Origin of the sequence: Mycolicibacterium komossense, from assembly GCF_025822605.1 — a bacterium.
In the GTDB taxonomy this organism is placed as follows: domain Bacteria; phylum Actinomycetota; class Actinomycetes; order Mycobacteriales; family Mycobacteriaceae; genus Mycobacterium; species Mycobacterium komossense.
The window spans coordinates 17,766-39,434 of the sequence record NZ_JACKTY010000057.1; the positions used below are offsets into that span (position 1 = coordinate 17,766).

Consider the following 21,669-nt stretch of genomic DNA (forward strand, 5'->3'; position numbering starts at 1 on the left):
AACGCTAGGTGTCGCCCTCGGAGCCGCTGTGCCGGGGGCGCCCACGGGCGGCGGTGGGCCGACGCCAGCCCAGTTCCAACTGCGACAGCAAATGCTCGACCAACAGCTCCGTCGACTTCGTCGCCCGGCTCTGGCTGACCACATGCCAGGGCCGCTGCATCGGGGTGCCCGCCATCGGAAGTTCCACCAAAGCGCCGGAACCGATCTCCCGCGCCACCGCCTGTCGCGATACCAGGGTCACCCCGAGCCCGGCCACCGCGGCGGCGACTACGGCGCCGTGCGAGCCAAGGACCAGCTGTGTCGGCGCTACCCCCGCCTCTTCCAACAGCGCGGTCAACGTGAAGCGCATACCCGAGCCCGCTTCCCGCAACAACCAGGTCGCGGTGGCCGGTTCAAAACGTGCGGCAACATCGGGGGGCCCGACGACGATCAGCGTGTTCGGGCTGACCGCTCGCACCCTGACCTTCTTCCTCAGGTCGTCGGGCGGCCGGCCGGCTACCACCAGGTCGACCTCATGACAGTCCAGCATCGGCCAGACCGCACTGCGGGCCGCGACCTCCAGATGGAGCACGACGCCGGGATGCTTCTCGCGGAACGTGGCCAACGCCGCCGGGATCAGCAACTCTCCCGCGGTGGTGACGGCCGCGAGCCGGATCGAGCCGTTTTCCGGGTCGGCCTCACCCCGCGCCGCCAACAGGGCCTCGTCGTGCAGGCCGAGAATCCGTTGCGCGTACTCGACGTAGCGCTCACCGGCCGGGGTCAGCCGAACTCCCCTGCCGTGCCGATCGACCAGCGCGACGCCGACGTCCGCCGACAGGGCGCGCAGCGCGGCCGAGATCGATGACTCGGTGACCACGAGGTTGTCGGCGGCGCCGCGCATCGACCCGGTGGCCGCCAGCTCCACGAGTGCGCGCAGGCGTGCGTTGGTTGTCATGACACCTCCCGCCCCGATAATGCCGCGTCGCCGTCGTCGCCGACGGATTGCGCGCTGAACACCCGGCTGGCCAGGAGGTCGGGAGCGTCGATCGTGGTCAGCGCGGCCAGATCGACCAGGCTGGACGAGCCGGCCAGCAGCCGCCGGGCGTGCCGCAGCCGGGCCCGTTCCATCGCATTGCGGACACTGCGGGCGTTGGCGAACCACGGCTGGTCGATGCGGCGGTGCAGGTAGCGCCGCAGCACCTCGCGAGCATCGTCGGAGAATGTGTAGCCGAGCGAGTCGGTCATCAGCACCGCGATCTGCTCCAGCTCACCGACGCTGTAATCCGGGAAGGTGATGTGGTGCGCGACCCGGCTCTGCATACCCGGATTGGCGGAGAAGAACTGCTCCATCTTGTCGGCGTAGCCGGCCAGGATGACCACCAGATCGTCACGGTTGTTCTCCATCACCTGCAGCAGGATTTCGATCGACTCGGAGCCGTAGTCCCGGTCGTTCTCGATCTTGTAGAGGTAATAGGCCTCGTCGATGAACAGCACCCCGCCCATCGCCCGCTTGATGACATCCTTCGTCTTCGGCGCGGTGTGGCCGACGTATTCGCCCACCAGGTCGTCGCGGGTCACGCTGACCAGATGGCCTCTGCGCAGATAGCCGAGCCGGTGCAGCAGCTCGGCCATCCGCAGGGCCACCGTCGTCTTGCCCGTTCCGGGGTTGCCGGTGAACGACATGTGCAGCGTCGGCTGCGGGGCGGTGATCCCAAACCGCGCCCGTACCCTGTCTACCAGCAGCAATGCGGCGATCTCGGCGATGCGCGTCTTCACCGGCTCCAGACCGACGAGCTCGGTGTCCAGCGCCGCCAACACATCGTCGACCCCTGACTCACTGCGCACCTCGGCGAGGTCGACGACGGCGTCGGGCGGCAGGAGGGCGGGGACGGGATCCTCCGCCGGCCGTTCCTCCAGGCCCGGCCGGTAGCCGAACGCCGTCCCCGTCACCGCGGACCGTACCGGTCACCCTCGGGACGCTGGGTGGCGTACGAGTGCGTCGTGTAGCCGATCTGCCGGTTTGCTTTCTCGGAACGTTCGAGCCGGAAGCCGGGCTCCTCGGCGGGCCGGTTCACGATGAACGAGAACGCGGTGGTCTGCCTCCCGAGTCGGGCGTCGTAGGCGTTGAGCCTGATGTAGGTGTGCGGGTTCGCCGCTCGGCAGGCGTTGACCTCCAGCATCACGCCCGCGGCGTCGTTGAGATCGAACATCGGCAGGCCCCACATCTCCCAGTAGGTGTTGCGCGGGTGGGGATCGTCGGTGAACTCGACCGACAACGGCCATTCGTTGGCCAGCGCGTAGTCGATCTGCGCGGTGATCTCGGCATCGGTGAATTCGGGCAGGTAGGCGAAGGTGCCCTGGGTGATACGCATATCGCTCCTCTTGATGGTCGCGCTCAGGTGGCGGTCGGCGTCGCGAGGACGTCGGGGGTATCGGTGGACTCGTAGTTGAAGCTGATGTCACCCCAGGTGGCCAGCGCGACGTCCAGTGCCCGGTTCTGCGAGGCGGCCTTCTTGAGGATGTCCGGGCCTTCCCGGTAGTAGTCCCGGCCCTCGTTGCGGGCTTTGATCATCGCCTCGAGCGCCACCCGGTTGGCCTCGGCGCCCGCGGCGATTCCCATCGGGTGCCCGATGGTGCCGCCGCCGAACTGCAGGACGACGTCCTCGCCGAGGTGATGGATGAGCTGGTGCATCTGGCCGGCGTGGATACCGCCGGACGCCACCGGCATCACGCCGGGCATCGACGCCCACTCCTGGTCGAAGTAGAGACCCTTGACCGGATCGGCCTTGACGCTGTCGAGGCGAAGCGTGTCGTAGAAGCCGGCGGTGGTGTTCGGGTCACCCTCGAGCTTGCCGACGACGGTGCCCGCATGGATGTGGTCGACACCGGCCAGCCGCATCCATTTCGAGATCACCCGGAAGCTGACGCCGTGCGCTTTCTGCCGCGTGTAGGTGCCGTGTCCGGCGCGGTGCAAATGCAGGATGACGCTGTTGTCGCGGGCCCACTTGGCCATCGACTGGATCGCGGTGTAGCCGATGGTCAGATCGATCATCACGATCGCCGAACCGAGCTCGCCGGCGAATTCCGCCCGCTCGTACATCTGCTCCATCGTTCCTGCGGTGATGTTGAGGTAGTGGCCCTTGATCTCGCCGGTGCTGGCTTGGGCCCGGTTGACGGCTTCCATGCAGAACAGGAACCGGTCCCGCCACCGCATGAAGGGCTGGGAGTTGATGTTCTCGTCGTCCTTGGTGAAGTCGAGCCCACCACGCAGTGCCTCATAGACGACGCGGCCGTAGTTGCGGGCCGAGAGGCCCAGCTTCGGTTTGGTGGTGGCGCCCAGCAGCGGTCTGCCGAATTTGTTGAGGTGCTCGCGTTCGGTCACGATCCCGTGGGCAGGGCCCTGGAAGGTCTTCACGTAGTGGGTGGGGATCCGCATGTCCTCCAGGCGCAGCGCCTTGAGGGGCTTGAACCCGAAGACGTTGCCGATGATCGAACTGGTCAGGTTCGCGATCGACCCTTCTTCGAACAGGTCGAGGTCGTAGGCGATCAACGCGATCCACTGCCCGGGAGCGTTCGGCACCGCTTCGACGCTGTAACACTTTGCCTGGTAGTGCTCGAAGGTGGTGAGGCGGTCGGTCCACACCACCGTCCAGGTGGCCGTGCTCGACTCGCCCGCCACCGCGGCGCCGGCTTCCTCCGGGGGCACGCCCTCCTGCGGCGTGATCCGGAAGGCGCACAACACGTCGGTGTCCTTCGGCACGTAATCCGGCTGCCAGTAACCCATTTCAGCGTAGGGAATGACTCCCGCGTTCCATCTGTCTGCCATGGCTCGAATGCTGCCAGCCGATACTGAACCTGTCTATCAAGTGTTTAGCCGTGATACATGAGTATTTGGTTGCCTTTTCGAAAGCCCCCCACAGGTTCCACCATCTGGGTGAGGCCGGCCTGCGCGCCCGCTTCTAGCGTCGTCGACCATGAGCACATGCACACAGATCGCCGCCGAACTCACCGCACCCGGCAAAGGCATTCTCGCCGCGGACGAGAGCATCGCGACCATGTCGTCGCGGCTGGAGAACGCGGGTGTCTCGCCAACCGCCGACAGCAGGCGCATCTACCGCGAGCTGCTCGCGACCACCCCGGGACTGTCCGACGGGGTATCCGGGATCATCTTCTGCGACGAGACGCTGGGCCAGGTGTTCACCGACGGACGGCCCTTCCCCCAGGCGGTGCGCGAACTGGGTATTCATGCCGGAATCAAGGTCGACACCGGCGCCAAGTCGTGCCCCGGCCTCCCTGGGGAGACGATCACCGAAGGGCTCGACGGTCTGCCCGCGCGCCTGGCCCGGTATGCCGAATTGGGTGCGACGTTCGCCAAGTGGCGCGCCGTCTTCAGCATCTCCGGGCGCACCCCGAGCTGGGGCGCCACCGTCAGCAACGCCAATGGGCTGGCGCGGTACGCCGCGGCCTGCCAAGAGGCGGGACTGGTTCCGATCGTCGAACCCGAGGTGCTCATGACAGGTGCACACACCCTCGCCGACTGCGCCGCCACGACGGCGACCGTGCAGGCCGCGGTGCGTCAGCAGCTCGCGGCGCTGGGCGTCGACCTTGCCGGCATCGTCCTCAAACCGAATATGGTCATCGAAGGGGACAGCTGCCCCGACGTGTCCGATCCCGAGCAGGTCGCCGAGGCCACCGTGGCGGTATTGCGGGCCTGGCCCGCGCAGCTGGCCGGGGTCGCGTTCCTGTCCGGCGGTCAGCCGCCGGAACGCGCGACCGCCAATCTGGCCGCGCTGCAGCAGCATCAGACGCCGTGGCCGCTGACGTTCTCGTTCGGTCGTGCGCTGGTGTCTCCGGCCCTGGCCGCGTGGCACGGCGACGACCTTCGTTATCGCGACGGCCAATCCGCGTTGGCCAAGCACGTGACCGCCAACTCGGCGGCGTTACGCCGCCGCGCCGACCTTCAGTCGGCGTGAGCGGGGTGCAGTGGAATCGTCACTGTGATGGTTGTCCCGGCCCCAGGACGGGAGCGGACCGTGAGCCGGCCGTCCACCAGCTCGGCGCGCTCGGCCATCGACAGCATGCCGTAACCGCCGGACCGTGAGTCTCTGCTGCGATCGTCAGCGGTGGTGAAACCGACGCCGTTGTCGCTGACCTCGAGGCGGGCATCACCCCCGACGACAGTGAACGCGACGGTCGCAGCGGTGGCACCGGCATGTTTGACGATGTTCTGCAGGCACTCCTGGGCGATCCGATACAGCGCCACCTCGATGTGTTCCGGCAGCCGCTCGTCGGCGAGGTCGAGGTCGAGGTTCAGTGGCGGCATCGACGAGGCCAGGCTGGCCAGCCCACCCGCCAGGCCCAGATCGTCGAGCACGGGTGGCCGCAGTCCGCTGATCGCCGCCCGCGCCTCCTCCAACGTCAGGGCCACCATCTCGCGGGCTTTCGCGATCTGGATTGCGGCATCGGCGGGGTCGTTGTCGACCGCCCGCGCGGCGGCGTCGAGACGGTAGGTCAACGTCACCAGTCGCTGCGAAATACCGTCGTGGATATCGCCGGCCAGCCTGCGCCGCTCAACTTCTTGCGCAGCGATCACCTGCTCGGCGAAGTTCTCGTGCGCCCGTTCCCGTGCGGCGAGTTGGCGGTGCAACCGGGCCTGGTGCAGCGCGCCTGCAATCAACCGGCCGATGACCAGCAGCAATTCGATATCGCGGTCGGTGAAGTCACGCCGGTCGATGGTGTGCACGTTGAGTACGCCCACCAGGCCCCCTGGCCCGGTCTCCATCGGCACCGACGCCATCGACGTGTAGCTGGCGCCGCGCAACGCCTCGATCGGCACGTAACGCGGGTCGGCCTCCTTGTTGTCGACGATGACCACGGGGGTGCGATGACTCGCCACCCACCCGGAGATTCCCGAGCCCAGCGGCAACCGCACCTTGCCGACCTGCTGGTCGAACGGCGGGGTGGCGCCGGCCAGCGTCAGGGCCCGGTCGCTGTCGTCGAGGACGTGCACGAAGCAGACGTCGGAAGCGGAAGCGGTGGTGATCAGCTGGGCCACCGCCGCCGCGAGCGGTTCCACCCCCGGACCGTGGGAGGTGGCCTCGACGATGTCGAGCAGGAGCGCCGCCTCGCGGTCGGCGTCGACGAGGCCGTGCACGGTGTGCGCGGGCGGGATCACCGGAAGATGCCCTCTCGCAGCGCGGTCGCGACCGCCGCCGTGCGGTCGCTGACGTTGAGCTTGCGGTAGATCGACCGGAGGTGACTTTTCACCGTCTCGTCGCCGATCACGAGTTTGGTCGCGATGCCGCGGTTGGACAGCCCCGTCACGACGAACGACAGGATCTCGCTTTCCCGCTGTGTCAGGCCGTGCCGCGCGCCGGGCCAGAACTCGTCGCGCTGTAACCGGGCCGCGGTGTCGACCGCACGCGCGGCCAGGCCGGAATCGATGGCGGTCGAACCCTCCCGCACCGACTCCAGCTGACGGACCAGTTCGTCGCTGTTGATGCCCTTGAGGAGATATCCGGATGCTCCGACCCGCATCGCCTGGAACAGGTACTGCTCGTCGTCGTACACCGACAGCAGGACGACTTTGCGGTTCGGATCGTGCTCGCGCACCGCCCGGCACAGATCCAGACCGCTGGCGCCTTTCATCCGGACATCGCACAACACGATGTCGGGTTTGAGGCTGCTGATCACCTCCAGCGCATTCTCGACACCGACGGCCTGCCCGACCACCCGGACGCGGGCCCGAAACGACGACAGCATCGCTTTGAGGCCCTCGATCACCATTTCGTGGTCATCGACCAATACCACTCGAATGGGGCCGGCGACCAATGCAGCTGTCATGGGCCAACGATAGAGGGAAATCCAGGGGGCGTCACTGATTATTTACCCGTCTTATTTACCCGTCCCCTCCCCCGCTTCGGGGATTACCGGCCGAGCCATTCTTGCCTAATGTAACCGGCGTGTCCGAACCTCAGCTTGTCGCCTCGGTATTGCCCGCCGACTTCGCCAACCTCGGCCGCGACGTCGAAGCCATCGAGAACGCCGGTATCGACCGGATCCAGTGGGATGTCATGGACGGCAGTTTCGTCCCGAACATCACGTTCGGGCCTGACGTGATCGCCGCCAACCGCGACCGCGTCAGCATCGGGTTCGAGGCGCACCTGATGGTCCACAACCCTGACCCGATGCTGTCGCGGTGGGTGGATGCGGGCTGCGAGATCATCATCGTGCACGCCGAGGCATACCTGCATCTGCACCGAACCCTTTCCCGGATCCGCGATCTCGGGGCGCGCGCCGGTGTCGCCCTCAACCCGGCCACCCCGCTGGCGGCGGTCGTCGATATTCTCGACATCACCGATCTGCTGCTGGTGATGACCGTGAACCCGGGGTTCGGTGGCCAGCGTTATCTGTCGAGCATGGCATCCAAGATCGCCACCGCCAGGGCCGAAATCGACCGACTGGCAACCGATATCGAGCTGGAAGTGGACGGCGGCATCGGACCGTCGACCATCGCGCACGCCGCCGCGGCGGGCGCATCCGTGTTCTGTGCCGGATCCGCACTGTTCGACGGCGCCGGCAGCATGTCCGAGCGCACCGCGGCGCTGCGCGTCGCCGCTTCTGAAAGGCTGGTCCCGCAATGACCGTCACCACCACCGAGACGTCCCAGAATGATTCCAGTACAGCACAACTCGACCAGTTGGCGATCGACACCCTGAGGTTCCTCACCGTCGATGCGATCGAGGCTGCCAACAGCGGCCATCCCGGACTGCCCCTGGGCGCCGGCCCCATCGCCTGGACGCTGTGGTCGCGACATCTGCGCCACAATCCGGCCGATCCGCACTGGCCGGACCGCGACCGGTTCGTGCTGTCGGCGGGTCATGGCTCGATGCTGTTGTACGCCCTGCTGCACCTGTTCGGGTACGACCTGCCGATGCAGGAACTGCGCCGCTTCCGTCAGCTCGACTCGCTGACCCCCGGCCACCCCGAATACGGTCACACCGCGGGCGTGGAGACCACCACCGGCCCGCTGGGACAGGGGCTGGCCAACGCCGTCGGGATGGCGCTCGCCGAGCGCATGCTCGCCGCCCGCTGCAACACCGACGCGCACACGGTGGTCGACCATCGGACCTGGGTGCTGGCCGGTGACGGCGACCTGATGGAGGGCATCAGCCACGAAGCCGCCTCGCTCGCAGGCACACTCGGCCTCGGCCGGCTCACCGTCATCTATGACGACAACGACATCACCATCGACGGACCGGCGTCGCAGAGCTGCACCGACGATGCCGAGGCCCGCTTCGCGGCCTATGGCTGGCAGGTCCTCTCGGTTGCCGACGGCACCGATGTCGACGCGGTGGACCGCGCGCTGGCCACCGCCAAGGCCAGCACCGATCGCCCCACCTTCATCCGGGTGCGGACCGTCATCGGCCAGGGCGCACCCGATGTCGAGGGCACTCCGAAGGCACATGGCAGCCCGCTCGGCGCCGAGCGGCTCGCCGCGATGCGGGAGCGGCTCGACTGGCCCGACGCGCATTTCCACGTCCCGGTCGCGGTGGCCGCGACGGCCGCCAGGTTGTCAGCGCAGGGCGCCGCCGCCCAGGCCGACTGGTCGGTCACGCACTCCGCATGGCAGCGTGACAACCCCACAGTCGCAGTAGATTTCCCGTTACGTGGGCAGCCGTCGCCGGCCGGCATCGACGTGCTCCGGACCCTCGCCGGTGCCGCCGAAGCGGGGACGCGGGTCGCCACCCGCAAGGCCTCCGGCGCCGCCCTGACCGCACTGTCAGCGGTATACCCGGCGCTGGTCGGCGGTTCGGCGGACCTGGCCGCGTCGACGAACACCGCGATACCCGGCGGCGAGGTCAGTGCTGGCGACTATGCCGGGCGCACCATTCATTTCGGGATTCGCGAACATGCGATGGCCGCGGTGATGAACGGGATCTCCCTGCACGGCGGCCTGCGACCGTTCGGCAGTACCTTCCTGGTCTTCGCCGACTACCTGCGGCCGGCCCTGCGGCTGTCGGCGCTGATGCGCCAACCCGTCATCTACGTGTTCACCCACGATTCGATTCATGTCGGCGAGGACGGCCCGACCCATCAACCGGTCGAACAGCTGGAATCGCTGCGACTGATCCCTGGGCTCACCGTGTTACGACCCGCCGACGCCGCGGAGACCGCCCTGGCATGGGATATCGCTGCCACCACCATGTCCGGACCGACCGCGCTGGTGTTGAGCCGCCAAGACCTTCCGGTCCTCGGACCCGATGGGCTCGACGAGATCCGCCGGACCGGCGCCCGGGTGGTCGGTGCGCTCACCGAGCGTCCGGATGTGGTGTTGGCGGCCAGCGGATCAGAGGTCGTCCTGGCGCTCGAGGCCGCCGATGTGCTGGCCGAACGCGGTGTCCGCGCCACGGTGCTCTCGGTGATGTGGCGCGAACGGCTTGACGACTCGATTCGGGCCGGCCGCAGTCCACTGCCCGACGCGCCGGTCGTCTGGATCGAAGCCGGTGTGACCACCGGGTGGCGCGCTCTTGCCGGTCCACGCGACACCGTCGTCGGGATCGAGCGGTTCGGCGAGAGCGGCCCCGGGGCCGACGTCGCAGCCCGCCTCGGACTGACGCCCGACGCCGTCGCCGACGCCGCGCTGCGGTTGTGACACGTGCTGAGGGCGGTCATCTTCGACGTCGACGGCACTGTGGCAGACACCGAACGCCATGGCCACCTGCCCGCCTTCAACGCCGCCTTCGCCGAACACCGGATCGATATCGTCTGGAGCCCTGAGGAATACGGGCAGTTGCTGCATATCACCGGTGGCCGCCGCCGTATCGCCGCCGATCTGCGGGCGCGTGGCTTCGCCGATGGCGCCGACGAGCTGGCTGCTGCTGTGCACCGGACGAAGACCCGGCTGTTCCGGGAACGGATCCTCACCCATGGCATGCCCCCGAGGCCGGGGCTGGTCGACCTTGTCACCGGCCTGCGCGCCGCCGGTATCCGGATGGCCGTCGCCACCACCGGCACCAGGACCTGGGTCGAACCGTTGCTACAGCGCACACTGGGCGACGATGTGCTGGATGTCGTGGTGACCGGTGACGATGTGCGCCAGCTCAAGCCACATCCGGAGGTCTACCGTCGCGCGCTCGACGGGCTCGGCTTGCCTGCCGCCAGTGTCTTGGCCGTGGAGGATTCGGCGGTCGGGCTGCAGGCTGCCTGCGCCGCAGGCGTCGCGACCGTGGTGGTCACCAACGAGTACACCGTCGGACAGGAGTTTCCCGGCGCCGACGCGGTTCTGCGCGGATTCGACGGCCCCGAGCCACTCGACGCGCGCCGCTGCCGGGACCTGCACCGCCAGCGGCACTAACAGATACGTGGAAGTTGTTCGCCCAGTTCGCGTTCGATGATGCGGGTGGTGCCGAACGGTGTCGTGCCGACAGCCATCCCCGGGTGTTCCTCGACGACGCGGCCGATCACGGTGGCATCCACACCTTCGGGCCGGGCCCGCATCGCCGCCAGTACCGCCTCACTGTGCGCTGGGTCGACGAACGCCACCAGCTTGCCCTCGTTGGCCACCTGCAGCGGGTCCAAACCCAGGAACGAGCAGGCCGATCGGACGGTCTCGGGCACCGGGATCACGGCCTCGTCGAGGACCACCCCGACCGAGGCGCTGCGGGCTATCTCTATCACCGACGCCACCAGGCCGCCGCGGGTCGGGTCCCGCAGCGCATGGATCGCACCGGTACCCGGGACAGCGGCGAGCATCGCGGCGACCAGTCGGTGCAACGGCGCGCTGTCGGTGGTGACGACGGTGCCGAAGTCGATACCCGCACGCACGCTCATGATTGCCACACCGTGTTCGCCGAGCTTTCCCGACACGATGATGTGGTCGCCGGGCCTGGCCCGCTCCGGCCCGATCTCGACCCCGTCCGGGATCACCCCGACCCCGGCGGTGTTGACGAACAACTGGTCCGCGCCGCCCCGCCCGACGACCTTGGTGTCGCCGGTGACGATGCTGACGCCGGCATTGTCGGCCGCCTTACCCATCGACTGGGCGATCCGGCCCAGCACGTCGAGCTCCAGCCCTTCTTCGATGATGAATCCCGCGGTCAGAGCCAGCGGTTGCGCACCGCTCATCGCCAGGTCGTTGACGGTGCCGTTGACGGCGAGATCGCCGATATTGCCGCCGGGAAAGAACAGCGGGGCAACCACATACGAGTCGGTCGACATCGCGATCCGGCCCGAGGCCACCGTCAGCACCGCCGAATCCCGCGATGGACCACCGCCGCTGCCGAACGCGGGTAAGAACAGGTTCTCGATCAACTCTTCCGACAGGATCCCGCCACCGCCGTGGCCCAGCACGATCCGCTTCATCTCCCGCAGCGGCAACGGACACACCCAGTCCGCCGGATCGATCGACACCGGCTCAGGCATGCGCGGGCAGTTCCAGCCGGCGGAACTGGTAGTACGCGGCACAGGCGCCCTCGGTCGACACCATCGTCGCGCCCAACGGCGTGCGCGGCGTGCACGCCGTCCCGAATGCCGGGCACTCGTTCGGCTTCAGCAGGCCTTGCAGAACCTCGCCGGCGTGGCAATCCGCGGACTCGGCCACCTCCAGATGCTTCACTCCGAACTTGAGCTCGGCATCGAACTGGGCATAGCGCGGTGACAGTGTCCAGCCCGACTGCGGAATCATGCCGATGCCCCGCCACTGCCGGTCTGTCACCACGAACACCTCCCGCAGCGTGTCCTGCGCGACCGTGTTCCCTACGGCGTTCACGGCGCGCGGATACGCGTTGCGCAACTCGGCCTTACCGTCTTCGAGCAGGTCGACCAGCTGGCGCACCCCTTCGAGCAGATCCAGCGGTTCGAATCCTGACACCACGATCGGTATGCCGAATTGCTCGACCAGCGGACCGTATTCGGACGTTCCCATCACCGTGCACACGTGCCCTGCACCGAGGAAGCCCTGCACCCGGTTGGTCGGTGAGGAGAGGATCGCGGTCATCGCTGGCGGGACCAGCACATGCGACACCAGTAGAGAGAAGTTCGTCAGCCCCAGCCGCCCCGCGTGGACCACCGACATGGCGTTCGCCGGTGCGGTGGTCTCGAATCCGACCCCGAAGAACACCACTTCCTTATCCGGGTTCTCGGCGGCGATCCGCGTCGCGTCCAACGGCGAGTACACGATCCGGACATCGCCTCCGCGCGCCTTGACGGTGAACAGGTCCTCATGACTGCCCGGCACCCGCACCATATCGCCGAACGAGCAGAAGATCACGTCATCCCTGGCGGCGATCTCCAATGCACGGTCGATCATCTCCAGCGGGGTGACACAGACCGGGCAGCCGGGTCCGTGGATGAATTCGACCGCGTCACCCAGCAGTTGGTCGATACCGTTGCGGATGATCGAATGCGTCTGGCCACCGCAGACTTCCATGATGGTCCAGGTCCGCGTGGCGCGGCGTTTGATCTCGTCGACCAGTGCCCTGGCCGCCACCGGATCGCGGAACTCGTCGAGGTACTTCATGCCTGCTCTCCTGCCAGTTCCTCGTCGAGCAACCCGAGCTCGGCGAACATCTTCAAGGTGGTGTTTGCGGACTCCTCATCGAGCCGGTTGAGCGCGAAACCCGCGTGGACGATGGTGTATTCGCCGACCGTCAGGTCAGGCAGGTACGCCAGACACACCTTCTTCGTGGTCCCGCCGAAGTCGACGGTCGACATCCGGGTACCCGACTCCTCCCAGATCTCGATCACCTTGCCGGGAATTCCGAGACACATAAGCCACTTCTTTCTCTGCGAGCTGCTGGGCTGCAGCAGCTATGGCGGCCTGACCTAACGCCAGCCCGCCGTCATTGCACGGCACGATCCGATGTGTGAGCACCTCGAATCCGCCACCTGTCAGGGCCGCACGAATCCCGTTGAGCAGTATCCGATTGACGAAGACGCCGCCGGTGAGACCGATCGTCGAGATACCGGCAGACCGTGCGCATTCCGATGCGGTCCACACCGTGGCGTGCACGACGGCCGCGTGGAACGCGGCGGCCAGATCGGCCCGGCCGATCCCGGCGCGGATGCCCGCGACCAGTCCCACAACGACTGGCCTGGGGTCGAAAACTGCTTCTCGGAAGGCGAATTCGACCGGCCAGTGGGCGGCGTCGCCGGATCTGGCGAGGTGCTCGAGCTCGATGGCGGCCTGACCCTCATAACTGACTTCGTGGCACACCCCGAGCAGGCTGGCCACCCCGTCGAACAGCCGGCCCATACTGGTGGTGGCCACGCACCCGATCCCGCGTGGAATCTGTTGCGCCAGAATGGCGAGGCCCTGTTCACCCACGGCCTCCACCGGGGCCAGATCACCACTCCAACCGACACCCGCGCGGTGCATCAGGTCCAGGGCGATCCGTGCCGGATGGCGGACGGCGCCGTCCCCGCCCGGCAACGCGAAAGGCGCGAGGTGACCGACCCGGGTGAACACGGCCGGGTCGGTGATCGCGAGCAGTTCCCCGCCCCAGATGGTGCCGTCGGCGCCATAGCCGGTGCCGTCGAAGGCGACGGCGATGATCGGGGTGCCCAGGCGTTGATGTTCGGCCAACAACGACACCGCGTGCGCGTGGTGATGCTGCACCCCCACCACCGCACGGCTCCGGCGCTGCGCCCAGCGGGTGGTGGCATACGACGGATGCAGATCGCAGGCGACCGTCTTGGGCCGGCGGTCGGTCATGAAGGCCAAATGGTCCAGCGCCGCATCGAAGCAGGACTGGGTTCGCGGATCGGCCATATCGCCCAGATGGGAGGACATGTGGGCGTACCCGTCGGCACCCATCAGACAGAACGTGGTCTTGAGGTCACCGCCGGTCGCCACGATCACACTGTCGGCGCGACTCTGCACGGTCACCGGGAGAGGCGCGAATCCGCGTGAGCGCCGGATGGGCACGACCGCACCGTCGGCTTCGACGGCGACCACCGAGTCTTCACAAGACACCTGAATCGGGCGATCGTGAGTCAGGATGCCGTCGCAGAGGCCGTCGATCCAGTCCAGATCACCGTCGCGGAACACGATCGGCGACCCACCCTGATTCGCCGATGTCATCACCAACGGCACTGCACCCAGGTGATCGAACAGCAGATGGTGCACCGGCGAATAGGCCAGCATGACCCCGAGTTCGGCGAGGCCGGGCGCGACCGCGTCAACCACCGTCGAGCCACCGCGCTTGGGTGTCAACACAATCGGCGCCGGCGGGGATTCCAGCACCGCGGCGGTCGCGGCGTCGACGGCGACGAATCGGCGCGCGGCGGCCAGATCCGCGGCCATCACCGCGAACGGCTTGGCCGGCCGGTTCTTCCGCTTCCGCAGCAACGCCACCGCGTCGGGATCATCCGCGCGGCAGGCCAGGTGGTATCCGCCGATGCCCTTGATCGCGATGATCAACCCGCTGTTCAGCGCGTGCGCGGCGGCGGTGATCGGGTCTGTGTCCGTGGCCGGACCGCTCCAGCTCAGCGTCGGTCCGCAGTCCCGGCAGGCGATGGTCTGAGCGTGGAACCTCCGGTCAGCCGAGTCGCGATACTCGTCGGCGCACCGCGTGCACATCGCGAACGGGTCCATCGTGGTGGCCGGTCGGTCGTAGGGCAGATCGGTGATGACGGTGTAGCGCGGTCCGCAGTTGGTGCAGGTGATGAACGGATGACCGAACCGGCGATCGGCCGGGTCACGCAATTCGCGCAGGCAGTCGGCACAGGTCGCGACGTCGGGTGGCACCAGGGTGTGCGCGGCATCCCCGGTCTGGCTGTCAAGAATCTGGAAACTGTGCTCAAAAGTACTGGCGCCGTGCGGGATAAGCGGAACAGTACGGAAGCCGTCGATCCTCGCCATCGGCGGCGGCTGATCGCGGATTCCGCGCACGGCCGCCTCGACCCGGTCCGCGGGGCCCTCCAATTCACACTGCACCGAGCCGGCGTCGTTGAAGACGAAGCCGCTCAGACAGAAGTCGGCGGCCACGCGCGCCACGGCAGGACGGAACCCGACACCCTGAACGACGCCAGTGATGTCCAACCGCACCCGCACCGTCGCGGGCGCACTCCGACTGCCCCTCATGGACCTCCTGAGCAGCGATATCGTCCCGCGCGAATGGGCTGTCGACGCGGGTCGAATTACCACGCTAGTCCGGGCCGCACCACCCGACAATCAGTATTTCGCACAGATTCTCTGCGTTTTTTCACTACCAAGGACGCTGTGGGGCCTGGCAACGCCGCTATAGAGTTTCACCAAGGAAGACCGCGTCCGCGACGGACGCGGCCGACGCGGCGATGAGGTGGTGGCGAGTGCACGAGCTGTCCCTGTGCCACGCGATCGCCGGCGTCGTCAAACCCCACGCCGTCGGACGTCATGTCGACGTCGTCCATGTCCGGGTCGGAGCCCTGCGCCAGGTCGTTCCCGAGTCGCTGACCTTCTGCTGGAGCATCGTTCGCGACCATCAGGATCTGCCCGACGCCGAGTTGGAGCTCGAATTGGTTCCCGCTGAGGTGCGGTGCAAGATGTGTGGCCGCAGTTCGGAGATCGCGTCGCGGTGGTCGTTGTATTGCCCCGTCTGCACCAGCCCCGACATCGAAGTGCTGCGCGGCGAGGAGTTTCTCGTGACATCCCTGGACGTCTCCGGTGGGTAGGTTCCACCGTCACGACGACGGCACCGCACACAGCCACCACGACCACGGCGGCGACCACCATCACCACGACGACGATCACGATCACGGCGATCACAGCGGGTATTCCACCGGCTCCCAGCGCGTGGAAGTACTGGAGTCGATCTTCGCCGAGAACGATGTCAGGGCCGACTTCAATCGGAAAGCCTTCGAGAGCAATGGTATTCGCGCACTGAACCTGATGAGCTCCCCGGGCTCGGGGAAGACGACGGTGCTCGGCGCGACCCTGGACGAACTCAGGGGGGAACTCGCCGTCGGTGTCATCGAGGGCGATATCGCCACCGACCTCGACGCCGCGAAACTCGCCGGCCGCGGTGCGCAGATTTCGTTGCTGAACACCAACAACGGGTTCGGCGGCGAATGCCACCTCGACGCGCCCATGGTCAACCGCGCCTTGCAGGGCCTCGATCTGCCCGGTCTGGATCTCGTCATCATCGAGAACGTCGGTAATCTCGTCTGCCCTGCCGAATTCGACGTCGGCGAGCACGCCAAAGCGATGGTCTATTCCGTCACCGAGGGTGAGGACAAACCGCTCAAATACCCGGTGATGTTCCGGTCCGTCGATGTGGTGCTGCTCAACAAAATCGACCTGGTGCCCTACCTCGACGCCGATGTCGACACCTACATCGCCCATGTCCGCGAGGTCAATCCGACCGCGACGATCCTGCCCGTCAGCGCCCGCACCGGCGACGGTATGGGCGCCTGGTTCGACTGGCTGCGGCAGTTCCGCCAGCCCGCGTCCGCCTCATAACTCAGGAGTATCCACCGTGCGTTCCACCCGTCTCGTCCTCATTCGGCATGGCCAGACGCCGGCGAACATCGCCGAGCAGCTGGACACCGTGGCCCCCGGCGCCGGTCTGACAGAGCTCGGGCACCTGCAGGCCGCCGCGATGCCGTCGGCGCTGATCGGCCAACCCATCGAGGCGATCTACGTGTCGCCATTGGTGCGCACGCACCAGACGGCGACACCGCTGGCGCGTGCCCGGGGTCTGGTGCCCCGAGCGCTCGACGGGTTGCGTGAGGTCAGCGCGGGCGAGCGCAACGGCGAACACGGTACCGACCTGGTCCGCCGCTACCACCGCACGATCATGTCGTGGACCGACGGCGCGCAGGATCGGCTGTTCGGCGGTGAGAACGGGCCCGAATTCCTGGCCCGTTACGACGGCGCGCTCCTGGCGATCTGTGCGTCAGGGGTGTCCGATGCGGTGGTGGTCAGTCACGGCTCGGCCATGCGCTGTTGGGCGGCGGCCCGCGCCGAGAACATCACGCCGGCCTTCGCCAGGGAGAACGTCCTCAGCAATACGGGGACCATTACGGTGGAGCGCACCGCCCAGGGTGGCTGGCGTGTCCTGGACTGGAACTGCGAGACGCTGGGCTTGCGCCATCTCAGCGAGACGGCGCTGGTCCCGGTGGCGGGTTGACTCAGGCCTTTGCCGCCTTCTCTTTCGCGGCTGCCTTCATCTGCTTCTTGTGACTGCGCACCTTGTCCAGCGACGCCTGGTCGCGGATATCGGCGATGGACATGAAGGTGCCGGTCTTGCCGTAATCACCGGCCGCCTCCTGCCAGCCCTTGGCTGTCACGCCGTACTGCTTGCCGAGCAGGGCCAGGAAGATCCGCGCCTTCTGATCGCCGAACCCCGGTAGCAGCTTGAGCCGCTTGAGGACTTCGCGGCCATCGGGGTTACCCGCGGTCCACACGTTGACGGCATCCCCGTCGTACTCGTCGACGATGGTCTGCGCCAGCACCTGCAGACGCTTGGCCATCGACCCCGGAAAGCGGTGGATGGCAGGCGATTCCGAACACAACGCGACGAACTTGTCGGGGTCGTAGCTCGCGATCAGCCCGGCGTCGAAGCCGCCGATCCGCTCGGCGATCTTCTTCGGGCCGGCGAACGCGACCTCCATCGGGATCTGCTGAGAAGTGCCAATACGTTGTAAATCAGCAGCTAAGCGGTCGGCAATCTTCTTTGGTCCCCGGAAGGCGACCTCGAGGGGGATCTGCTGGTCCAGCATCATTCCCACAAGCAGGGCGAAGGGATTCTCAGACAGCAGTTGATCCGCGTCTAAGTCCTGAGCTATGCAGAGGTTCGCTTTCATGGGTGCTTAGCCTACGACTGGCAGGTGGGTGTCAAGTCTCGGTTCGCGGCGCGATCGCCTTTTGCGGACGCCGTTTCGGCTTGTCGTCGACCGTCAGTAGCGGCATGTCCGTGGTGACCGTGTCCTCCTCGCCTGAGAACGAGGGCTCAAGCACCGCCCTCCCTTTGATAGTCAGTTGACCGCCCGCGCGCCCTGGCGACCGCTCCAACAGTCCTTTCCGGGTGGCCTGCCACAGATGATTCTTGATAGCCGCCGCCGAGTTGCCGGTAAGTGCCGCCAGGTGATCTAGCGGCTTTTCCTGGCCGTTCTTGACTGAGTCGACATAAACCCTAGACAGCAGGGCGAGATACTTCGGCGTGATGGCACCGCCCGCGTGGTCAGCCAGCATCGAAAGTAGCGCGTCCTCGGTGCGCCGCCTCGCGCTCTCCCACCTTTTCGAATTGGACAGGGATGCCCGCAGTCTGTCCCGCGCATACCCGAAGTCCACGTCTCGCAGAACGGTCTGCGACAGCCCACCCGGTGGGCAATAGTCAGGGTCGGATGGGTAGATCACAAGCACCGCAGGTCCACCTTGCGTCTCGCCTTCAGGCCATTGCATCTCCGCGACCCACTCGCTGTTCGGCCCCAGGTCCATGGTCACCGAGTACTGATCGCGTTTGACCTGCCATTTTGCCATTTCGCCACACTAGCATGGTTAACCGGTTTGACAGACTAGTTAGACTAGCCCTATTGTTTGGCCTGTCGGCAACGACACCGGCCCAACCGGGCCACTCCAACAGAACAGGAAGAGAGCGAATGCCCAGCTACAACAACGAGATTCAGGTCAATCGTGGCGACAGCCCGAAGCGCCACGAGGTGCTGAACCTGCTGGTAAACAATGTGTTTTACGCAGACGGGGCGCCCTGGCAGCCGACGACCGAACAGGTCGCCGGGCTGACCGAGATCTTCGGGAAGGACGAACTCGCCGAGCTCAAAAGCGGCAAAGTCATTTCGACCACCTGGAACAGCTAGTGACAGGGATCGGGGAGGCGGGTAACGCCGCCTCCCTGCCCTTCGGGGTGAGCCGGCCGTGCTGGCTGGCGGCAACCGGCGACACCGACCGCCTAGAGGTACTGCGGAGCCCGCTGGTCAAGGACACCTCACGAATGTACGAACCGGTACGCCGGTTCATCGGGGACCACGGTCTCGCCCTGGCCGCGCAGGACACGTTCGAGGATGCGGATTGGATGTTCGGAAGCGTCGAGATGTCGGTGTACGTCACGCCAGCGGCCAGGAATGCCAGTTACGCCAGGGTGCGGGCATAAGCATGGATCTTGATTACGAGGATTTCGAGAGCGGCGGCATGGCGCTGCACAACCCGTCGCTGTTCCGACGGCGACATCTGGCGTACGAGTTCTACAAGCACACCCCCGAGTTCATTGCCAAGCAGGCACCAAAGCCGATGTACGAGAGCCGGGATCCGGCGAAGACGGAGTTGAGGGTCTGGGAGACCGACCACGGCCACGTCAACGAGGTAGGCGGCATCCGGATGTACATCGGATCATGCGTCGACTGCGACGGGCTGGTCATGTTGACACGTGACGTTTCGGGGCCGGAGTTCAGAGGCCGAGGCAACCGGGGATGGCGTGGAAGGTGGCCGTCGTTGTGCTACGACTGCCGCGACCGCCACAAGCGGGAATCGCTGGAGTCCCGACGCGCAGCCAAGCGCGCCTATGACCGCGCGGCCAAGAAAGCGAAGCGAGAAGAAGAGCGTGAGGACAAGCTAATGGAGCTTCAGTACGAGGAATGGGATCGCGAGCGCCTGTCGTACGGGAACTGGGGATGGGTCGTAGACCAGCACGGCAATGAGCAGTGGGTCAAGTTAGATTAACTAACCTGTCGCACATCGAATAACAGTGGATAGTGAGCGGGGTAGAGATAACCCCGGCCGGTAAATCCTGCGAGCTGCTCAGCGGTCTCCCCCGCCTTGAAGCGCCGCAACGCCAGCTCCCCCAAGGGTTGGCTCCGGGTGCCCAAGAACCCGATGACGGCCAGGCCCCAGGCTCGCACCTCTCTGGCCGTCAGAACTTCCCGCTGGAACTACCAGCGCCAGTGGAAAGCCGCTCAGGGATGAGCGGATAAGGGACGCGCAGCCATGCGTCCCGCTTTCTTTTGTAGGGAACCGAAGAGCCCTCGGCCCGAGTCCATGAGACCGGGTCGGGGGTTTCTCTTTTGCCATGAATCATGACCAAACATGAAGGGAGGGCACGATGCCCGCCAGCCGGTGCCCTCAGGGGCACGACATTCGGGCGGCCACCGACCGCGACGGCCAAGGCTATTGCCTCCGGTGCCGGGCTGAACGAGCCCGACAACGCCGAGTCAGCAACTCGATGAAGTTGACATTGATCCGTGCGTTCGAGGATGCCGGAGTTCGGTTCGAGGATGACGACGGGTCGCCCGTCGCACCGGCCGAGGTCGTGCGCCAGCTCGCAGCTGTGTATGAGGCAGACGCGCCTTAACAACAGATCTGCCCGTCTCCGACCAACTGAGACGGACGAACACGGCCACCCCAAGGTGGCTGTGCCATATTGCCGTGCCCAGGTGGCAGGCACCCTGATGAGGAGAACAGATGCAAGACAACGATTTTGATCCCGCCAACGGGGCGCAGCGGATGGCCAGCCTCTGGGCTGAGAACCGCGTGCTGAAATCTCGACTCCGAGATATTGACCGGCTGTCATCGCAAGAACTGCCCTCCAGCTGGCATAGAACCTTGACCAAACTCCGCAGGGAAAACGGCAGGTTCCGTATTGAGCGCAACGAGGCACGCTTCGAGCTGGAGGCTCTCCGCGCCGAAATTTCGGCCGGCAAGTGAGCAGGCCTGAGATCCTCCGATGGGACCAGGCTTACAACCGCAACGGCGATCGCAAGTTGCAACGCGCTGTCGTCAACGCCATCCGCACCTACATGGACAACCACACTCTGACCGGTTGGGTTAAAGCGGAGACGCTGGTGCGAGACACCGGCATCAAGGAGCGGACCGTTCGGGAGCAGATCGCCGCCAACGTCGCGGCGGGCTGGCTAGAGGTTGTCGAGAGTGGCAACTCATCCGGTCGAGCGAACACATATCGGCTGACGTATCCAGACCATGCGCCACAGCACATGGTTGAGGTAGAACTATGCGCTACAACGCAGGGGAACCATGCGCCACAGCACACACCTACTGCTCCTAGAACTTCTCCTCGAGAGAAGTTCTCTGAAGGAGCTACTCCAGAGAAGCATGCGCTGCAGCGCATGGTCCCCGATCCTTGGGGATCGGTGACTCCCGTTGGCCCGCAACCGCTAACAGCTACGGAGTCCAACCATGCGCCACAGCGCAGGGTTCCAGAGGGTGCGCCAGAGCGCACGGTTTGGAGTTCCTGCCAGTTCGACCCGTTCTGCGAGAACTCGTCTCACGGCATCGAATGCAGGCGATAAATCACCACACCGACCGCAGTAACCCCGCAAGACCGAGGCCCCGACACCGGGGCCTTTTTGCTGCCCGGACCAAGGCAGCGCAACACCCAACAGGAGAAGCGAGAACATGAACGACCCGATCACCGAGGCGGTCGAAAGAGCTGCCACAGAGGGAGCACCACCGAAGGTCTGGCACGTAGGCCCAGACGCCGTGATCCAACTGGCCGAAGACGGCTCAGGGCACCTACTCACCGACGCCACCATCACCCACTGGACCGTCGACTAATGACCGCTTGCCCACGACACCGGCACTGCGCCTACACCGGCCGCGAGCCGGGGGTCTGCCCGACCTGTCACGCGAGCACACCGAAGTGCGGAATTTTTCAAGGTGGATGAGTCCATCGGGTGTTAAGCGGCTGTCGTGTCGGCCTCCTCGGTGGTGTCTTGGGCGGGTCGGTTGATCCAGGCGGT

General features: G+C 66.2%; 24 protein-coding genes. 12 read left to right on the forward strand and 12 right to left on the reverse strand.

Annotation, left to right across the window (positions count from 1 at the left end; genetic code table 11):
• Window positions 1-4 precede the first annotated feature (4 nt).
• Genes H7J73_RS33350 through H7J73_RS33365 form a run of 4 tightly spaced genes read right to left on the reverse strand, consistent with a single transcriptional unit; the run spans window position 5 to window position 3,805 of the window.
• Window positions 5-934: a LysR family transcriptional regulator gene (locus H7J73_RS33350; RefSeq protein ID WP_264072147.1), complete on the reverse strand. Its 930-nt coding sequence runs from the start codon at window positions 932-934 to the stop codon at window positions 5-7.
• Window positions 931-1,929, reverse strand: a complete 999-nt coding sequence (gene cbbX, locus H7J73_RS33355; RefSeq protein ID WP_264072148.1) for a CbbX protein — start codon at window positions 1,927-1,929, stop codon at window positions 931-933. Before cbbX ends, H7J73_RS33350 begins: the two co-directional genes overlap by 4 nt.
• Window positions 1,926-2,351: a ribulose bisphosphate carboxylase small subunit gene (locus H7J73_RS33360; protein ID WP_264072149.1), complete on the reverse strand. Its 426-nt coding sequence runs from the start codon at window positions 2,349-2,351 to the stop codon at window positions 1,926-1,928. The genes cbbX and H7J73_RS33360 overlap by 4 nt, the downstream gene beginning before the upstream one ends.
• A gap of 23 nt (window positions 2,352-2,374) precedes the next feature.
• Window positions 2,375-3,805 carry a form I ribulose bisphosphate carboxylase large subunit gene (locus H7J73_RS33365; protein WP_264072150.1) on the reverse strand — a complete coding sequence of 477 codons (1,431 nt, stop codon included), beginning with the start codon at window positions 3,803-3,805 and terminating at the stop codon, window positions 2,375-2,377.
• 148 nt (window positions 3,806-3,953) lie between these two features.
• Between H7J73_RS33365 and H7J73_RS33370 the strand changes: the two genes are divergently transcribed.
• The gene (locus tag H7J73_RS33370) at window positions 3,954-4,952 is read left to right on the forward strand and encodes a class I fructose-bisphosphate aldolase (RefSeq protein ID WP_264072152.1); all 999 of its coding nucleotides are present in this window, start codon (window positions 3,954-3,956) and stop codon (window positions 4,950-4,952) included.
• On the opposite strand, the gene H7J73_RS33375 is transcribed toward H7J73_RS33370, so the two are convergent.
• Complete coding sequence (locus H7J73_RS33375) at window positions 4,940-6,154, reverse strand: GAF domain-containing sensor histidine kinase (protein WP_264072154.1); 1,215 nt, start codon at window positions 6,152-6,154, stop codon at window positions 4,940-4,942. The two genes, H7J73_RS33370 and H7J73_RS33375, sit on opposite strands and share 13 nt — an antisense overlap.
• Window positions 6,151-6,822: a response regulator gene (locus H7J73_RS33380; RefSeq protein ID WP_264072155.1), complete on the reverse strand. Its 672-nt coding sequence runs from the start codon at window positions 6,820-6,822 to the stop codon at window positions 6,151-6,153. Before H7J73_RS33380 ends, H7J73_RS33375 begins: the two co-directional genes overlap by 4 nt.
• A gap of 119 nt (window positions 6,823-6,941) precedes the next feature.
• Here H7J73_RS33380 and rpe point away from each other — a divergent pair, with 119 nt between their 5' ends.
• The 3 genes from rpe to H7J73_RS33395 are packed head-to-tail and all read left to right on the forward strand — an operon-like array spanning window position 6,942 to window position 10,336.
• Window positions 6,942-7,622, forward strand: coding sequence for a ribulose-phosphate 3-epimerase (gene rpe / locus H7J73_RS33385; protein ID WP_264072156.1), 681 nt, complete (start codon window positions 6,942-6,944; stop codon window positions 7,620-7,622).
• Complete coding sequence (tkt, locus tag H7J73_RS33390) at window positions 7,619-9,634, forward strand: transketolase (RefSeq protein ID WP_264072158.1); 2,016 nt, start codon at window positions 7,619-7,621, stop codon at window positions 9,632-9,634. The genes rpe and tkt overlap by 4 nt, the downstream gene beginning before the upstream one ends.
• A gap of 3 nt (window positions 9,635-9,637) precedes the next feature.
• Window positions 9,638-10,336, forward strand: coding sequence for an HAD family hydrolase (locus H7J73_RS33395; RefSeq protein WP_264072160.1), 699 nt, complete (start codon window positions 9,638-9,640; stop codon window positions 10,334-10,336).
• On the opposite strand, the gene hypE is transcribed toward H7J73_RS33395, so the two are convergent.
• The 4 genes from hypE to hypF are packed head-to-tail and all read right to left on the reverse strand — an operon-like array spanning window position 10,333 to window position 15,064.
• Complete coding sequence (hypE, locus tag H7J73_RS33400) at window positions 10,333-11,403, reverse strand: hydrogenase expression/formation protein HypE (protein WP_264072161.1); 1,071 nt, start codon at window positions 11,401-11,403, stop codon at window positions 10,333-10,335. The genes H7J73_RS33395 and hypE overlap by 4 nt on opposite strands.
• Window positions 11,396-12,499, reverse strand: a complete 1,104-nt coding sequence (gene hypD / locus H7J73_RS33405; RefSeq protein WP_264072162.1) for a hydrogenase formation protein HypD — start codon at window positions 12,497-12,499, stop codon at window positions 11,396-11,398. The genes hypE and hypD overlap by 8 nt, the downstream gene beginning before the upstream one ends.
• Window positions 12,496-12,750 carry a HypC/HybG/HupF family hydrogenase formation chaperone gene (locus H7J73_RS33410; RefSeq protein WP_264072163.1) on the reverse strand — a complete coding sequence of 85 codons (255 nt, stop codon included), beginning with the start codon at window positions 12,748-12,750 and terminating at the stop codon, window positions 12,496-12,498. Before H7J73_RS33410 ends, hypD begins: the two co-directional genes overlap by 4 nt.
• Complete coding sequence (hypF, locus tag H7J73_RS33415) at window positions 12,635-15,064, reverse strand: carbamoyltransferase HypF (protein ID WP_264072164.1); 2,430 nt, start codon at window positions 15,062-15,064, stop codon at window positions 12,635-12,637. The genes H7J73_RS33410 and hypF overlap by 116 nt, the downstream gene beginning before the upstream one ends.
• A gap of 227 nt (window positions 15,065-15,291) precedes the next feature.
• Here hypF and H7J73_RS33420 point away from each other — a divergent pair, with 227 nt between their 5' ends.
• The 3 genes from H7J73_RS33420 to H7J73_RS33430 are packed head-to-tail and all read left to right on the forward strand — an operon-like array spanning window position 15,292 to window position 17,090.
• Window positions 15,292-15,633 (forward strand): hydrogenase maturation nickel metallochaperone HypA, encoded by a 342-nt coding sequence (locus H7J73_RS33420; RefSeq protein ID WP_264072165.1) that lies wholly within the window; start codon window positions 15,292-15,294, stop codon window positions 15,631-15,633.
• Window positions 15,626-16,420 (forward strand): hydrogenase nickel incorporation protein HypB, encoded by a 795-nt coding sequence (gene hypB / locus H7J73_RS33425; protein WP_264072166.1) that lies wholly within the window; start codon window positions 15,626-15,628, stop codon window positions 16,418-16,420. Before H7J73_RS33420 ends, hypB begins: the two co-directional genes overlap by 8 nt.
• A gap of 16 nt (window positions 16,421-16,436) precedes the next feature.
• Window positions 16,437-17,090: a histidine phosphatase family protein gene (locus H7J73_RS33430; protein WP_264072167.1), complete on the forward strand. Its 654-nt coding sequence runs from the start codon at window positions 16,437-16,439 to the stop codon at window positions 17,088-17,090.
• Window position 17,091: 1 nt separating this feature from the next.
• Here H7J73_RS33430 and H7J73_RS33435 read toward each other — a convergent pair whose 3' ends face one another.
• Both H7J73_RS33435 and H7J73_RS33440 read right to left on the reverse strand, forming a co-directional pair.
• A complete protein-coding gene (locus H7J73_RS33435; protein ID WP_264072168.1) occupies window positions 17,092-17,766 on the reverse strand; it encodes an HhH-GPD-type base excision DNA repair protein in 675 nt (224 codons plus the stop codon).
• A gap of 31 nt (window positions 17,767-17,797) precedes the next feature.
• The gene (locus H7J73_RS33440; RefSeq protein ID WP_264072169.1) at window positions 17,798-18,406 is read right to left on the reverse strand and encodes a hypothetical protein; all 609 of its coding nucleotides are present in this window, start codon (window positions 18,404-18,406) and stop codon (window positions 17,798-17,800) included.
• 155 nt (window positions 18,407-18,561) lie between these two features.
• Between H7J73_RS33440 and H7J73_RS33445 the strand changes: the two genes are divergently transcribed.
• The 5 genes from H7J73_RS33445 (at window position 18,562) to H7J73_RS33465 (ending at window position 21,484) form a co-directional block, all read left to right on the forward strand.
• Window positions 18,562-18,777: a hypothetical protein gene (locus H7J73_RS33445; RefSeq protein WP_264072170.1), complete on the forward strand. Its 216-nt coding sequence runs from the start codon at window positions 18,562-18,564 to the stop codon at window positions 18,775-18,777.
• Window positions 18,777-19,070, forward strand: a complete 294-nt coding sequence (locus H7J73_RS33450) for a hypothetical protein (RefSeq protein ID WP_264072171.1) — start codon at window positions 18,777-18,779, stop codon at window positions 19,068-19,070. The genes H7J73_RS33445 and H7J73_RS33450 overlap by 1 nt, the downstream gene beginning before the upstream one ends.
• A 2-nt stretch (window positions 19,071-19,072) precedes the next feature.
• Window positions 19,073-19,636, forward strand: a complete 564-nt coding sequence (locus H7J73_RS33455; RefSeq protein ID WP_264072172.1) for a hypothetical protein — start codon at window positions 19,073-19,075, stop codon at window positions 19,634-19,636.
• A gap of 738 nt (window positions 19,637-20,374) precedes the next feature.
• Entirely contained in the window at window positions 20,375-20,617 is a 243-nt protein-coding gene (locus H7J73_RS33460) for a hypothetical protein (protein ID WP_264072173.1), read from the forward strand.
• A 708-nt stretch (window positions 20,618-21,325) separates the two neighbouring features.
• A complete protein-coding gene (locus H7J73_RS33465; RefSeq protein ID WP_264072174.1) occupies window positions 21,326-21,484 on the forward strand; it encodes a hypothetical protein in 159 nt (52 codons plus the stop codon).
• Window positions 21,485-21,669: the final 185 nt, after the last annotated feature.